Origin of the sequence: Pseudomonas sp. NFX224, from assembly GCF_048565165.1 — a bacterium.
Lineage (GTDB): Bacteria > Pseudomonadota > Gammaproteobacteria > Pseudomonadales > Pseudomonadaceae > Aquipseudomonas.
On sequence record NZ_CP183416.1, the window covers coordinates 2341855 to 2356035 of the forward strand.

The 14181-nt window shown below is 60.7% G+C and carries 11 protein-coding genes; 10 read left to right on the forward strand and 1 reads right to left on the reverse strand.

Annotation, left to right across the window (positions count from 1 at the left end; all coding sequences use genetic code 11):
* The first annotated feature begins 5 nt into the window (after positions 1-5).
* The 10 genes from urtB to ureC all read left to right on the forward strand — a co-directional run bounded on the left by urtB (position 6) and on the right by ureC (position 8628).
* Complete coding sequence (urtB, locus tag ACNYC6_RS10530; RefSeq protein WP_419712244.1) at positions 6-1508, forward strand: urea ABC transporter permease subunit UrtB; 1503 nt, start codon at positions 6-8, stop codon at positions 1506-1508.
* Positions 1508-2587 (forward strand): urea ABC transporter permease subunit UrtC, encoded by a 1080-nt coding sequence (gene urtC / locus ACNYC6_RS10535; protein WP_419712245.1) that lies wholly within the window; start codon positions 1508-1510, stop codon positions 2585-2587. The genes urtB and urtC overlap by 1 nt, the downstream gene beginning before the upstream one ends.
* On the forward strand, positions 2584-3456 hold the full coding sequence (gene urtD / locus ACNYC6_RS10540; RefSeq protein ID WP_419712246.1) for an urea ABC transporter ATP-binding protein UrtD: 873 nt from the start codon (positions 2584-2586) through the stop codon (positions 3454-3456). Before urtC ends, urtD begins: the two co-directional genes overlap by 4 nt.
* A gap of 26 nt (positions 3457-3482) precedes the next feature.
* Positions 3483-4181, forward strand: coding sequence for an urea ABC transporter ATP-binding subunit UrtE (gene urtE, locus ACNYC6_RS10545; protein ID WP_008031204.1), 699 nt, complete (start codon positions 3483-3485; stop codon positions 4179-4181).
* Positions 4182-4223: 42 nt separating this feature from the next.
* A complete protein-coding gene (locus ACNYC6_RS10550) occupies positions 4224-5063 on the forward strand; it encodes an urease accessory protein UreD (RefSeq protein WP_419712247.1) in 840 nt (279 codons plus the stop codon).
* Positions 5064-5096: 33 nt separating this feature from the next.
* Entirely contained in the window at positions 5097-5399 is a 303-nt protein-coding gene (gene ureA, locus ACNYC6_RS10555; protein ID WP_007907366.1) for an urease subunit gamma, read from the forward strand.
* 9 nt (positions 5400-5408) lie between these two features.
* Complete coding sequence (locus ACNYC6_RS10560; RefSeq protein ID WP_419712248.1) at positions 5409-5942, forward strand: N-acetyltransferase family protein; 534 nt, start codon at positions 5409-5411, stop codon at positions 5940-5942.
* A gap of 6 nt (positions 5943-5948) precedes the next feature.
* Complete coding sequence (locus ACNYC6_RS10565; RefSeq protein ID WP_419712249.1) at positions 5949-6482, forward strand: GNAT family N-acetyltransferase; 534 nt, start codon at positions 5949-5951, stop codon at positions 6480-6482.
* The gene (locus ACNYC6_RS10570) at positions 6482-6787 is read left to right on the forward strand and encodes an urease subunit beta (protein ID WP_419712250.1); all 306 of its coding nucleotides are present in this window, start codon (positions 6482-6484) and stop codon (positions 6785-6787) included. Before ACNYC6_RS10565 ends, ACNYC6_RS10570 begins: the two co-directional genes overlap by 1 nt.
* Positions 6788-6927: 140 nt before the next feature.
* Positions 6928-8628 carry an urease subunit alpha gene (ureC, locus tag ACNYC6_RS10575; RefSeq protein ID WP_419712251.1) on the forward strand — a complete coding sequence of 567 codons (1701 nt, stop codon included), beginning with the start codon at positions 6928-6930 and terminating at the stop codon, positions 8626-8628.
* A 66-nt stretch (positions 8629-8694) separates the two neighbouring features.
* Here ureC and ACNYC6_RS10580 read toward each other — a convergent pair whose 3' ends face one another.
* Positions 8695-13965: a dermonecrotic toxin domain-containing protein gene (locus tag ACNYC6_RS10580; protein WP_419712252.1), complete on the reverse strand. Its 5271-nt coding sequence runs from the start codon at positions 13963-13965 to the stop codon at positions 8695-8697.
* Between the last annotated feature and the right edge of the window lie 216 nt (positions 13966-14181).

The following is a 14181-nucleotide window of genomic DNA, read 5'->3' on the forward strand; positions in this document are numbered from 1 at the left end:
TCTCTATGCCCACTGCCCTTCACCGAATTCTCCTGACCATCGCATTCTTATTGCCGATGGCCGCTCACGCCGGCGACGCCGAAGACTTCGTCGCCGCCAATCCCGTGCAGCAAGCCAAGCTGCTGGAAGCCTGGGCCGCGCAGCCCGATCCGGCGCGTATCCAACTGATCAACGCCCTGCAACAAGGCGAATTGACCGTCGACGGCCAGCCGAAAACCTTGCGCCTGAACAACCGACTGCGGGGTCTGATCGACACCGCCCTGGCCAGTCATCAATTACTTGCCGCCGACGCCAAACTCCGCTTGACCGCCGCGCAGCAACTACAAAAAAGTGCCAAACCGGCGCAGCTTAAATTCCTCGACCAACAGCTCGCGGGCGAACAAGACGAAGGCGTCCACGCCGCGCTGAGCCTTGCCCTGGCCAACCTGCAATTGGTGGATGCCGACCCCGCCGTGCGTCTCGCCGCCGTACGCCTGCTCGGCGAAACCGGCGATCCGCTGGCCCGCACCCGCCTCGAAAGCTTGCTCGAACCAGGCGTCGAGACCGATGCCAATGTGCGCACCGCCGCCGAAACCAGCCTCGCTCAAGTCAAACGCAAGTTGCTGGTCGGCGAGCTTCTGGGCCAGGCCTTCAGCGGCATGTCGCTGGGTTCGATTTTGCTGCTCGCGGCATTGGGATTGGCGATCACCTTCGGCCTGCTCGGCGTGATCAACATGGCCCACGGCGAGATGCTGATGCTCGGCGCCTACTCGACGTACGTTGTGCAGTTGATGTTCCAGCGCTACGCGCCACAGGCCATCGAGTTCTATCCACTGATTGCACTGCCGGTGGCATTTTTCGTTACCGCCGCCATCGGCATGGCGCTGGAACGCACGGTAATTCGCCACCTCTACGGCCGTCCGCTGGAAACCCTGCTCGCCACCTGGGGCATCAGCCTGATGCTGATTCAACTGGTACGCCTGGTATTCGGGGCGCAGAACGTTGAAGTGGCCAACCCGCAATGGTTGTCGGGCGGGATTCAGGTGTTGCCGAATCTGGTGCTGCCGTACAACCGCATTGTGATCATCGCCTTCGCCTTGTTTGTCGTGGTGCTAACTTGGTTGCTGCTGAACAAGACACGCCTGGGCCTGAACGTGCGCGCCGTCACCCAGAACCGCAACATGGCTGCCTGCTGCGGCGTGCCCACCGGGCGCGTGGACATGCTCGCCTTCGGCCTCGGCTCGGGCATTGCCGGCCTTGGCGGTGTGGCGCTGAGCCAGATCGGCAACGTCGGTCCGGACCTCGGGCAGAGCTACATCATCGACTCGTTCCTGGTGGTGGTGCTCGGTGGTGTCGGGCAACTGGCCGGTAGCGTGCTGGCGGCGTTCGGCCTCGGTATCGCCAACAAGATTCTCGAACCACAAATCGGTGCCGTACTCGGCAAGATCCTCATCCTCGCGCTGATCATTCTGTTCATCCAGAAACGTCCGCAAGGCCTCTTCGCACTCAAAGGAAGGGTGATCGACTGATGAACCAGCCCCTGCTCGTTACCGCGACCCAAAAAGCCGGCCCCAAAGTCTCGATTGCCGTCGGTGTGGTGATCCTCGTTCTGTTGTTGGCGTTGCCGCTGCTGTCGCTGTTGTCACCGGACAGCGCGTTTCACATCTCGGCCTACACCCTGACCCTGGTCGGCAAAATCCTTTGCTACGCCATCGTCGCCCTGGCGCTGGATCTCGTCTGGGGCTACGCCGGTTTGCTGTCCCTCGGCCACGGCCTGTTCTTCGCCCTCGGCGGCTATGCGATGGGCATGTACCTGATGCGCCAGGCATCGGGCGACGGCTTGCCTGCTTTCATGACGTTCCTGTCGTGGACCGAACTGCCATGGTTCTGGACCGGCACCAGCAGCTTTCTGTGGACACTGTGCCTGGTGGTACTGGCGCCGGGGTTGCTGGCGTTGGTGTTCGGTTTCTTCGCCTTCCGTTCGCGGATCAAGGGCGTGTATTTCTCGATCATGACCCAGGCCCTGACCTTCGCCGGCATGCTCCTGTTTTTCCGTAACGAAACGGGTTTCGGCGGCAACAACGGCTTCACCAATTTCCGCACGATCCTCGGCTTCGGTATCACCGAACCCGGCACCCGCGCCGTGCTGTTTTTCGCCACGGTGATGTTGCTGGTAGCGAGCCTGTACATCGGCTGGCGACTGGCGCAAAGCAAGTTCGGCCGGGTACTGACCGCGCTGCGCGATGCGGAAAACCGCCTGATGTTCTGCGGCTACGACCCTCGTGGTTTCAAGCTGTTCGTGTGGGTGTTGAGCGCGGTGTTGTGCGGCCTCGCCGGTGCGTTGTATGTGCCGCAAGTCGGCATCATCAATCCGAGTGAAATGTCGCCGACCAACTCGATCGAAGCGGCAGTGTGGGTCGCCCTCGGCGGGCGTGGCACGTTGATCGGCCCGCTGCTCGGCGCCGGTGTAGTCAACGGCATGAAGAGCTGGTTCACCGTGGCGTTCCCGGAATACTGGCTGTTCTTCCTCGGCGCGCTGTTCATCGTCGTGACCCTGTACTTGCCCAAAGGCGTGATCGGTTTGCTGAAGAAAAGAGGTGAACAATGAGAGTCACTGCGACGGCTGAATTCATGCTTGAACCGGCGTTCTTCCCACCGCTGGAACCCAATCGCGATGCTGGCACCAGCCGCGACGCCCTCGGGCTCGGGCAACGTGCCGGCAAAGGCCTCAACACCCGCCATGGCACGATCCTGACCCTGGAAGACATCAGCGTCAGCTTCGATGGCTTCAAGGCCCTGAACGATTTGAACCTGTACATCGGCGTCGGTGAGCTGCGCTGCATCATCGGCCCAAACGGCGCGGGCAAGACCACGCTGATGGACGTGATCACCGGCAAGACCCGGCCCAGCCATGGCAAAGCGTGGTTCGGCGAAACCCTGGACCTGACGCAGATGAGCGAAGTGCAAATCGCCCAGGCCGGCATCGGTCGCAAGTTCCAGAAGCCGACCGTGTTCGAAGCCTTGAGCGTGTTTGAAAACCTTGAGCTGGCGCAGAAAACCGACAAGTCGGTGTGGGCCAGCTTGAGGGCTCGCCTCAACGGAGAACAGAAAGATCGCATCGCCGAAGTGCTCGACACCATTCGCCTGACCGCTTCGGTCAATCGTCCCGCTGGCTTGCTGTCCCACGGTCAGAAGCAGTTTCTGGAAATCGGCATGCTGCTGATGCAGGACCCGCAATTGCTGCTGCTCGACGAGCCGGTGGCGGGCATGACCGACGCCGAAACCGAATTCACCGCCGAGCTGTTCAAGAGCCTGGCCGGCAAACATTCGCTGATGGTGGTGGAACACGACATGGGTTTCGTCGGCTCGATTGCCGACCACGTCACCGTGTTGCATCAGGGAAGTGTGTTGGCCGAGGGCTCGCTGGAGCAAGTACAGGAAAACGAGCGGGTGATTGAGGTTTATCTCGGTCGCTAATGTCGCCACAGGAGGAGAATCTGGAAATGCTGCAAGTCGACAAGCTGCACCAGTACTACGGCGGTAGCCACATCCTGCGCGGCCTGACGTTTGACGTGAAGGTCGGCGAGGTCACCTGCCTGCTCGGACGCAACGGCGTGGGCAAAACCACCCTGCTCAAGTGCCTGATGGGTTTGCTGCCGGCCAAGGAAGGGGCGGTGAATTGGGAAGGTAAACCGATCACCACGTTCAAGCCCCACCAACGGGTGCATGCCGGCATCGCTTACGTGCCGCAAGGCCGTGAAATCTTCGGTCGCCTGACCGTGGAAGAAAACCTGCTGATGGGTCTGTCGCGTTTTCCCGGCAGTGAGGCGAAAGAAGTCCCGGCGTTCATCTACGAGCTGTTCCCGGTGTTGCTGCAAATGAAGCAGCGCCGGGGTGGCGACCTGTCCGGCGGCCAGCAACAACAACTGGCCATCGGGCGTGCCCTGGCCAGCCGCCCTCGCCTGCTGATTCTCGATGAGCCGACCGAAGGCATCCAGCCGTCGGTGATCAAGGAGATCGGTGCCGTGATCAAAAAGCTCGCGGCCCGTGGCGACATGGCGATCCTGCTTGTGGAGCAGTTCTACGATTTCGCCGCCGAACTGGCCGATCAATACCTGGTGATGTCCCGGGGCGAGATCGTGCAACAGGGACGCGGTGAAAATATGGAAGCCGAGGGTGTGCGCGGCCTAGTCACGATTTAGATCACGCTCTAATCTGTAGCGACCTAACGATAATTAGAAGTCATGAATTTACCTGCCCAAACAATGCTATTCACCCCAAGCTGGCACGCCGAGCTGGAACTGGGCTATGCCCGTTTCGGCGACAGCACGCGCCCGGTCCAGCGCCGCCACCTTGGGCCCTTGCGTGTGCAAAAGCATCTGTATGCCGAAGGGCCGCAAGTCTGCCAGCACATCATCGTTCACCCGCCGGGCGGGATTGCCGGGGGTGATCGACTGGACATCTCGGCGAGTGTCGGCAGCGATGCCTGGGCGCAAATCACCAGCCCCGGCGCGGCCAAGTGGTATCGCGCGACCGGTCCCGCTTATCAGCAGCTGGACTTGCGAGTGGCGGCCGGTGCGACATTGGAATGGCTGCCGCAGGAGACGATCATTTTCAGTGCGGCGCAGGCGGAACTCAGCACCTCAATTGACCTGGAAGGCGATGCCCGGCTGTTCTACTGGGACGTGGTGGCACTGGGTCGGCCAGCGAGTGGTGAACGCTTCGACCTCGGGCATTTTCAGGCGCAACTCAATATCCGTCGCGACGGCCAGTTGCTCTGGCACGAACGCCAGCGCATTGTCGGGAATGACGGCTTGCTTGATTCTCCGATTGGGCTGGATGGGCAACCGGTGTTTGCGACCTTGTTGGTGACGGGCGAGATCGATGGCGATTTGCTGGAGCAGTGCCGCTCGCTGCCCCACAACGTGCGTGGGGATCTGACCCAGTTGCCGGGGTTGTTGGTTGCGCGGTGCCTGGCGAGCGAGGCGTTACTCGCACGAGGCTGGCTGATCGATTTGTGGAAGCTGCTGCGCCCGGCGTTGCTGGGTCGCGAGGCCGTCCCACCCAGAATCTGGAACACCTGATACTTTTTTAACTGCCGAATATGGATGTCTACGATGGACCTGACCCCACGTGAAAAAGACAAGCTGCTGATCTTCACCGCCGGCCTCGTCGCCGAGCGGCGTTTGGCTCGCGGTGTGAAACTCAATTATCCGGAGGCCATGGCTTATATCTCCGCAGCGCTGCTTGAAGGCGCCCGTGACGGCCAGACCGTGGCCGAGTTGATGCACTTCGGCACCACCCTGCTCAGCCGCGAACAAGTGATGGAAGGCATCCCGGAAATGATCCCGGAGATTCAGGTCGAAGCGACTTTCCCCGACGGCACTAAACTGGTCACCGTCCACCAACCGATCGCCTGAGACCACGCCATGACTTACCACATACGCGATGCGGTGCATGCCGACCTGCCGGCGATCCGCGACATCTACAACGACGCGGTGCTCAACACCACCGCGATCTGGAACGAACAGGCCGTTGACCTCGGCAACCGCCAGGCCTGGTTCAGCGCCCGACAGTCCCAGGCTTACCCGATTCTGGTGATCGTCGACGCAGACAGCACCGTGCTGGGTTACGCCTCGTTTGGCGACTGGCGGCCGTTCGACGGCTTCCGTCACACCGTCGAGCACTCGGTCTACGTGCGCAGCGACCAGCGCGGCAACGGCCTGGGGCCGAAGTTGATGGATGCCCTGGTGGTGCGGGCCAGAGCGTGCGGCAAACACGTGATGGTCGCCGCCATTGAAAGCGGCAACGCCGCCTCGATTCGCCTGCATGAGCGCATCGGTTTCGTGACCACCGGGCAGATGCCTCAGGTGGGCACCAAGTTCGGTCGCTGGCTGGACCTGACCTTCATGCAACTGACCCTCAATCCTGGCGCACAACCACCGGCCGCCAACAAGGAGTGATAGCCCATGAACCCCGCCCAACTGCGACGCGTCAACGTTGAAAGCTTTGCGCACTATCGTCAGGGTTTGATTGATCTGCTGCTCGATGCCGTTGGCTATGGCGCCAGCGTCGGCTTCATGGCCGACCTCGATGCCACGCAGGCCCGCGCGTATTTCGATGAGGTTCAGGAGAACCTGAACAAGGGCAATGTGTTGCTGTGGGTGGTGGTCAAGGACGAACAGGTGCAGGCCAGCGTGCAACTGGGCCTGTGCCAGAAAGCCAATGGCCTGAATCGCGCCGAAGTGCAGAAACTGCTGGTGCGCGAGCACGCGCGGCGTCGCGGACTGGGCCAACAGTTGATGACCGCGCTGGAACAAGCCGCCCTGCTACACAAGCGCGGCATGCTCTACCTCGACACCGAAGCCGGTTCCCCCGCCGAAGACTTCTACAAGGCCCTGGGTTACACCCGCGCTGGTGAAATCCCCGACTACGCCTGCGACCCGAGCGGCCTCTACAGGCCGACCGCCCTCTATTACAAAGTTCTGCAAGGAGCCCATTGATGATTCCCGGTGAATACCAGATCCAGCCCGGCGACATCGAACTCAACGTCGGCCGCCGCACGATCAGCATGACGGTGGCCAACAGCGGTGACCGGCCGATCCAGGTCGGCTCGCACTATCACTTTTTCGAAACCAATGACGCCCTGACTTTCGACCGCGCTGCCAGTCGCGGCATGCGCCTGAACATTCCTGCCGGCACCGCCGTGCGCTTCGAACCGGGGCAGAGCCGCGATATCGAGTTGGTGGACCTGGCCGGGCATCGCCGGGTGTTCGGGTTTGCCGGGCGGATCATGGGCGACCTGTAACTAATGCGGTGTCTGCACTGGCCCCATCGCGAGCAGGCTCGCTCCCACATTGGAATGCGATCAACTGTGGGAGCGAGCCTGCTCGCGAAAAGCGAGCTATGCGAGCGGTCTCAAATTCAATTGAATCTCAAGGCGAACGAATGAAGATTTCCCGTCAAGCCTACGCCGACATGTTCGGCCCCACCGTCGGCGACAAGGTGCGCCTGGCCGACACCGAACTGTGGATCGAAGTGGAACAGGACTTCACCACCTACGGCGAAGAAGTGAAATTCGGCGGCGGTAAAGTCATCCGTGACGGCCAGGGCCAAAGCCAGTTGCTGGCCGCCGATGTCGTCGACACGCTGATCACCAACGCGCTGATCATCGACCACTGGGGCATCGTCAAGGCCGACGTCGGCCTCAAGGACGGGCGCATCGCGGCGATCGGCAAGGCCGGCAACCCGGACATCCAGCCCAACGTGACCATCGCCATTGGCGCCGGCACCGAAGTGATTGCCGGTGAAGGCATGATCCTCACCGCCGGCGGCATCGACACCCACATCCACTTCATCTGCCCGCAGCAGATCGAAGAAGCACTGATGAGCGGCGTGACCACCATGATCGGCGGCGGCACCGGCCCGGCCACCGGCACCAACGCCACCACCTGCACTTCAGGGCCTTGGCATCTGGCGCGCATGCTCCAGGCCGCCGACGCATTTCCAATGAACATCGGCCTCACCGGCAAGGGCAACGCCAGCCTGCCGGAGCCGTTGATCGAACAGGTCAAGGCCGGCGCCATCGGCCTCAAGCTGCACGAAGACTGGGGCACCACCCCGGCGAGCATCGACAACTGTCTGAACGTCGCCGACCAGTACGACGTGCAGGTGGCGATCCACACCGACACCCTCAACGAGTCCGGTTTCGTCGAAACCACCCTTGGCGCGTTCAAGGGCCGCACCATTCACACCTATCACACCGAAGGTGCCGGTGGCGGTCACGCGCCGGACATCATCAAGGCCTGCGGCTTTACCAACGTGCTGCCGAGTTCGACCAACCCGACCCGGCCGTTCACCCGCAACACCATCGATGAACACCTCGACATGCTGATGGTCTGCCACCACCTGGACCCGAGCATTGCCGAAGACGTGGCGTTCGCCGAAAGCCGCATCCGCCGCGAGACGATTGCCGCCGAAGACATCCTCCACGACCTCGGTGCGTTCTCGATGATCAGCTCCGACAGCCAGGCCATGGGCCGTGTCGGCGAGGTCATCACGCGCACCTGGCAAACCGCCGACAAGATGAAAAAACAGCGCGGCCCGCTGCCGCTCGACGGTGACGGCAACGACAACTTCCGCGCCAAACGCTACATCGCCAAATACACCATCAACCCGGCGATCACCCATGGCATCAGCCATGAAGTGGGTTCGGTGGAAGTGGGCAAGTGGGCGGATCTGGTGCTCTGGCGCCCGGCGTTTTTCGGTGTAAAACCGACGCTGATCCTCAAGGGCGGTGCCATCGCGGCCAGCCTGATGGGCGACGCCAATGCTTCGATTCCAACCCCGCAACCAGTGCATTACCGCCCGATGTTCGCCAGTTTCGGTGGCTCGCTGCACGCCACCAGCCTGACCTTTATCAGCCAGGCCGCGCACGCCGCAGGCTTGCCTGAAGCGCTGGGGTTGAAGAAGAAAATCGCCGTGGTCAAAGGCTGTCGCGAGGTGCAGAAGACCGACCTGATCCACAACGATTATCTGCCGAACATCGACGTCGACCCACAGACTTATCAGGTCAAGGCCGATGGTGTTTTGCTGTGGTGTGAACCGGCGGAAACCCTGCCGATGGCCCAGCGTTACTTCCTGTTCTGAATCGGCAGGTGCGCCATAAACAAAGGCCTCGTACACAGCGTGTCGAGGCCTTTGCTTTTTCCGGGTTTACTGAGCAGGTTCAATCCGCAGCCGATCCAGTTTGGCCCGAACCATCGCTTGGCGGGTCAGCGTTTTCAGTTGTTGCGTGATCTGCAGATCGATGTCATTCAAGGCTTCAACATACGCCTCGTCCGTCATGAGCCGGCCCTGCGCGAAATCACTTTCACTGTTGCCCAGCTCATCGCACAGCGCCTTGATTTCCGCTTCCACCTCGGTCTTTTCCTCAGCGGTTAATTGCGTCCCTTCAGCCCTGCGCTGCAACGCATCCTGCAAATCGGTGGTGGCGTCGATCCGACGCTTCAGGCCAGTCAATTCCTCACGGTAAGTGGACTCCAGCCAGTCTCTCCAGAGCGGTTGCTCGAAGATGCGGTCGGTCAGCAGATCACCTTCCTCCAGCGCCTTGATCCGCTCGAACGCGGCCTCGATCATTTCCTTGTCGACCCCGGCGATCTTGCGAAACTGCATGCCCCGCGCCTGCCATGGCAGATCAAGGCGCTCAGCCAGATCGGTCATGTAGGCCAGATGAACCTCGACCTCATCGATGGTCCCGGTCACATTGCCAAGATCGTCGACGCGACGCAATTGCTCCCCCTCCGCCAGCCGCGTCGCCACTCGCTGACGTGCGATGGCACCCAGCTCATCGAGCCGCGACTTGCCCAGGGCCAGCTCCAGCAATTGCGCCTCGATCAAGTCCGCGCGTTCCAGTGCGTAGGCCTCATGAATCAGCACCTGTACACCCATCGCGTTGAACAGTTGCGTGCCACCATCCACGCACTGAGTGGTGGATGCCGCTTCGCTGAACAGTTTGACGCGCAACTCACTGTCGCTGGCCATTGCTTCCAGCATGCGCCAGACCTTGGCGGTCAGTTCCGTTTGGTACGTGTCGCCCGCCTTGAAATCAGCGGATTGGGTGAGTTGGCGGATTTCGTTGAAAAACCGCATCGAGTCGAATTCATCCTCGACCGCGTTCCACACAAGTTGCCTGGCATCCCATTGCTTCTGTGTCATCCCCATCCACCAGTCGGCACTGTCCAGCGTGCCTCGGGGAGGATAGGGACGTTCGGGGTCCATGCCGACCGACTCGGTGTAAAACTTGAGGGTGTCGAGATTTTCCTGCGATATCCAGCGCGGCTCCCGACTGATCAGCGTGCGCGCCAGCAACTCGGCGCGAAATGAGCCCGGTGCAACCTCGGGTATCCGACTGATCGGATTGCGGCTCAGATCAAGATAGATGCTGCGTGGTCGCGACTGGGAAAACAGCCCGACCGGCCAGGTGTCCAGCCCGGTGTCGTTCAGCATCAACACCTGCAGATGCGGCATGCGGCTGATGTCCGGCACACGCTTCAGCGGATTGCCCCGCAACCCCAAGAACCGCAGACGAGTGAGCTTCTTCAAACGATCCACCGCCAGCACATCCAGTTCAATGTGGTTGTCGTTGAGGAACAGGTCGGTGAGATGGCGCATGTCTTTCAACACCTGCGGAACAGCCGTCAGCAGATTGTCTTGCAGGTTGAGGTAGCGCACCTGACGGAACGGGTCGAGGAACGGCAAGTGCGCGGAACGCAATTGGCCACCGCTCAGGCTCAGGCTGGTGACATGGTCAAAGTTGGCCTCCAGTTTGGGCAGGGTTTCCAGCAGTTGGCTCAGCTTGGGAATGTTGTCCAGTTTCAATGCCTGTGGCCGTATGACGCCGGAAGCCTCAATGCCCTCGGGCCCGGTTCGCTGCCAGCATTGCCTGATCATTTTGTAGAGCTGGTTTCGTGCATTCCACTCCGCTACGCCGGCAGGGCTGAATCGAAAGGACTGTGTTGGTGAGTTCATCCAGCGTTGCATGGCGTGGTTCAACTGATTGAACTCGGTCTCAAGTGACGTCAGCCGCTCATGCACCGTGCCTGGGCCCTCGCTGAGTTCCGTCAGCACGTTTTCAACCTCCTCTGGCGTGAACCCCGGATACAACCCACGCACCCGCCGCCGCAGGCCTGCCCCTCGCGGCACTTGTTGCGCATATCCCGGCACGCCGCCACGCAGGCGCTTGCCGGTCGGGTCGTACGCCGGTTTGAAATTCGGGTTGTCCCGCAGTATCGGCTCAAACAGGTAACGTTCCAGCGGACGTGCTTTTATCGCTTGTTCAAGCCGCGACGCCTCGTCGATTGCAAAACCCAGGGCTGTCCGTTGCGCGTCGGGCAAGGCGTGCAGCACGGCGGCGTACACATTGTCGGCGCCGTGCAGATGTTGATTGCTGTCATCGCGGGCTTGGTATTTTCCATCCTCGCCCCAGACCAGCACTTTGCGGATCGTCGCGTCGACGGGGCCGAGACTGTCGGTCAATGGGCCCTCGAATGAGTACTCACGAATTTCCAGACGCAAATCCGCCGGCCAGCCCGGCAGAGCTGCCAGCGAATGCAACTCCAGGCGTGCTGTATCGCGATTGTGCAGTCCGTCGAGGTACAGGCCTTCATAGGCCCGTGTCATGCGCAGTTGTTCTGCCGCTTTGCGGGTTTGCTCTGCCAGCCGCAACGGCACGCGTTGTTTTTCGCGCAAATGCTGCACATCCGAAGGGTGCGCTTCACTGAGCAGCGCCTGCGCCTGACTGGTCGAGATCGCTGCCCCATCCCCCTTGAGCAGATTCACCAATGGATCGTTCGACTGTGTCCGGCGCTTGTACAACAGCTCGAACAACTGACTTTTACGCTGACGCGCCAGCGCCGCCCACTGATCACGCAGCACTTGGGCACGTTTCACCCTGTCACCGGAATACCATTCTCCGAGCATTTCGCGTAGTGCTCGTTCGTCAAGAAAACCCAATACCCGTTCAGGCAGCTGACCAGCCCGCAGTTCGGACCAGGTTAACTGCAAGGTATGGGTCGCTGGCGCGTCGGCGTTGCCCTCCTTGATCGATGCACCGGTCAGGTCCGGTCCCTCGAACACTTCAATGGCCTTGTCAATGGGCCAGCCGCGCAAATCCGTCATGACCCGCAGCGAGTAGTCAGCCCACTCGTCATCAATCCGACTGTCCAGAATCTGTTGCGCGCAGGCTTCAGCATCGGCATGGGCCTTACAGCGCTTGAGGGTGTCGTCTAACAGCGCGGGCGGGGTTTCATGTTCGACATGCAGCCGACGCAGGGTGTTTTCGTGCACGCCGCTGACGGTCAGAATCTGCTCCAGGGTTTCATCGGACACCCCATCCACCGAAGCCCCCAGGTGCCTGAGTACTTCACGGCGACCCCATTCGAGTGGTTGGTCGATTTCCGTCTTCCAGCTGCCGGCGCCGTTGTGCTCCAGGCGCGGCTGGTAAGCGTCAGGGCGAGTCGGGTGTTGCAGGCGATGCTCGCCAGTGTTCGGGTCTTGCCTGACCTCATAGCTTTTGTCATTGAGCCGCAGCAGGTCCCGATCCTGATGTCGGTACAGTCCCTGATCGCTGGCCTTCGTTCCCTCGGGTATCGCGATTGGCTGTTCATATGGGCCGAGATCGGGGTTCCACAATCGCGCCTTGCCGCCGATTTCCACGGGCTTTAGCCCCTCGACGAACGGCGCGACCTTGATCGGCGCGACACTGGCACCGGGCAACACATGTGCGGAGCCCATGAGCGCCAATTGCGCGAAGTTGATCAGGACGCCGTTGAAATAGGCCGAGGCTTGTTCTTTGTCGCCCTTGCTCCAGTCCTCGACGCCCTCCGCCACCTCGGCAAGCATTTGCGCGACCATGATGCCGAGCATGGCTTCACCCAGTCCGGGCACCAGCATCGCGGCAAAATTGAAGACGTTCCAGCCGATCGACAGATAACCTGTCAAGCGCTTGAAGCGGGCAGTCGCATCCTCATCATCGGTCGGGACCGCGATGAGCCTGGCATCGGCGATGGCCTTGTTGCGACGCTCGCGGAACAGCGTTACCCACAAATCACCGTTAACCAGATTGGTGACGGGTTCGGCGTCGGGATTCTCGACTGCCGTTTCACGCCACCACGGGCCCATGTCGAGCGGTTCGCGCTCATGCCAGGTAAACGTTGTGAGGCGTTCATTGACCCGAGTGGAAAACAGCGCTTTGTCCTTCTGCGCGACAAAGCGGCTGAAGAAGGCCTGATATTCGGGGTTCCGCAACTGACCGATCAACGCCTTCATGAACGTGGTCAGTGACGAATATTCCTTCAAGGGATGGTCCGGGTCGTCCGGCACGTAGGCAATCAGCGGCCCGGACAAACGACTTTGCTGGTAGATGTCTTCCCGACGCAACAGCTCATCGCTCAGCCCCTGCGGCCCATTGGCGAAAAATGCCTGTAACAGTTTGAATCGATCGTATTCCTGCCCGGGTAACACAGGAATGCGCCGGGACCAATCGATCCAGAAGCTCAGCAGCGCCGGCGTCAACGCTTCGATTTCAAGCTGGACTTGCGAAGGTTCGCTGACCGCACTGAACAGCACGATACCGGTCAGCCTGCAGCCCATCAGTGATAAGCGATGGCAGCGCAATGGCTGGTCGTACAGCGTGGTGTTAGCCAAGCCCTCGCGTAACCGACCCAGTTGGCCGTAGGCATGATCGCTGATATCACCCTTCAACCGGGCAATCAGAGTGGCGACATGAAAAGCCGCCTTTTCGCTGGCGATCGAGTCTTGTTGCAAGGTCCGCTGCGCCTGGGTGGTCGCGGGCAGCAGGACATTCTTGATGTGCTGCTGATACTGGCCGCCGATGTCCAGGCTTCTGCATAACGAGGCGAACTCCGGCAGCGTGATATTCGGTTCAAGGGCAAGACTGCCGCGCCCATCTTTGCGGTAAATACCCGAGCTGCTTCGCCACGCGTCTGCGCTGGTTTCGGACGCTTCGAAATTGTGCAGCGCCGCTTCGAGCAGCGTGGAATGCCTGACGCGACTGGCTCCGGTATCAATACCGAAGATGATCGTGCTCGGCACCTCAAGTTGCACGGTCAGCTCATGGATGTTCTCGACCGAAGCGAATGTCGACTGGATTGACGCACTGAGCAGTGGTTCGGCGAAAGCCCCGATGTCGTGCTGCAAATCGCCCAACGTAGTGTCCAGCACGCCTTGCAGGCGCCAGCGTTCGTCAATCAATTCCTTGAGCGATTGGCGGTCGATTTCCCGTGCACCGCTGTACCAATCGGGCACTTGAGGCTTGATTTCCGCAAGGGCTGCCAGCCTCGGCAACGATGCATCTTTTATGGCGCCCGGAATCACATCGAGCACGCGACGGTAGTGCACGCCGTTATTTTCGTTGGCCAGGTTTCCCGGCATTTTCTGTGAATTGCTTCCATGCAAATCAGACACGTCTGAGTCACCTTGATGACAATAAATGAGCCACCAGCTTATTCGCCCCCGCCGGAAACAAAAGTCCAAATAACTGTTGGAGCAACCCGCTGAAACGGCCCGGACCGTTCGAAAATCAGTGAGCCGTCGATACATAAGTACCGCCACAGAGGCCTCGACTCGAGCCTCTGTATGAGCGGTCGTGTTTTTCCCGCCAAAGGGACTACTATTCGTCTC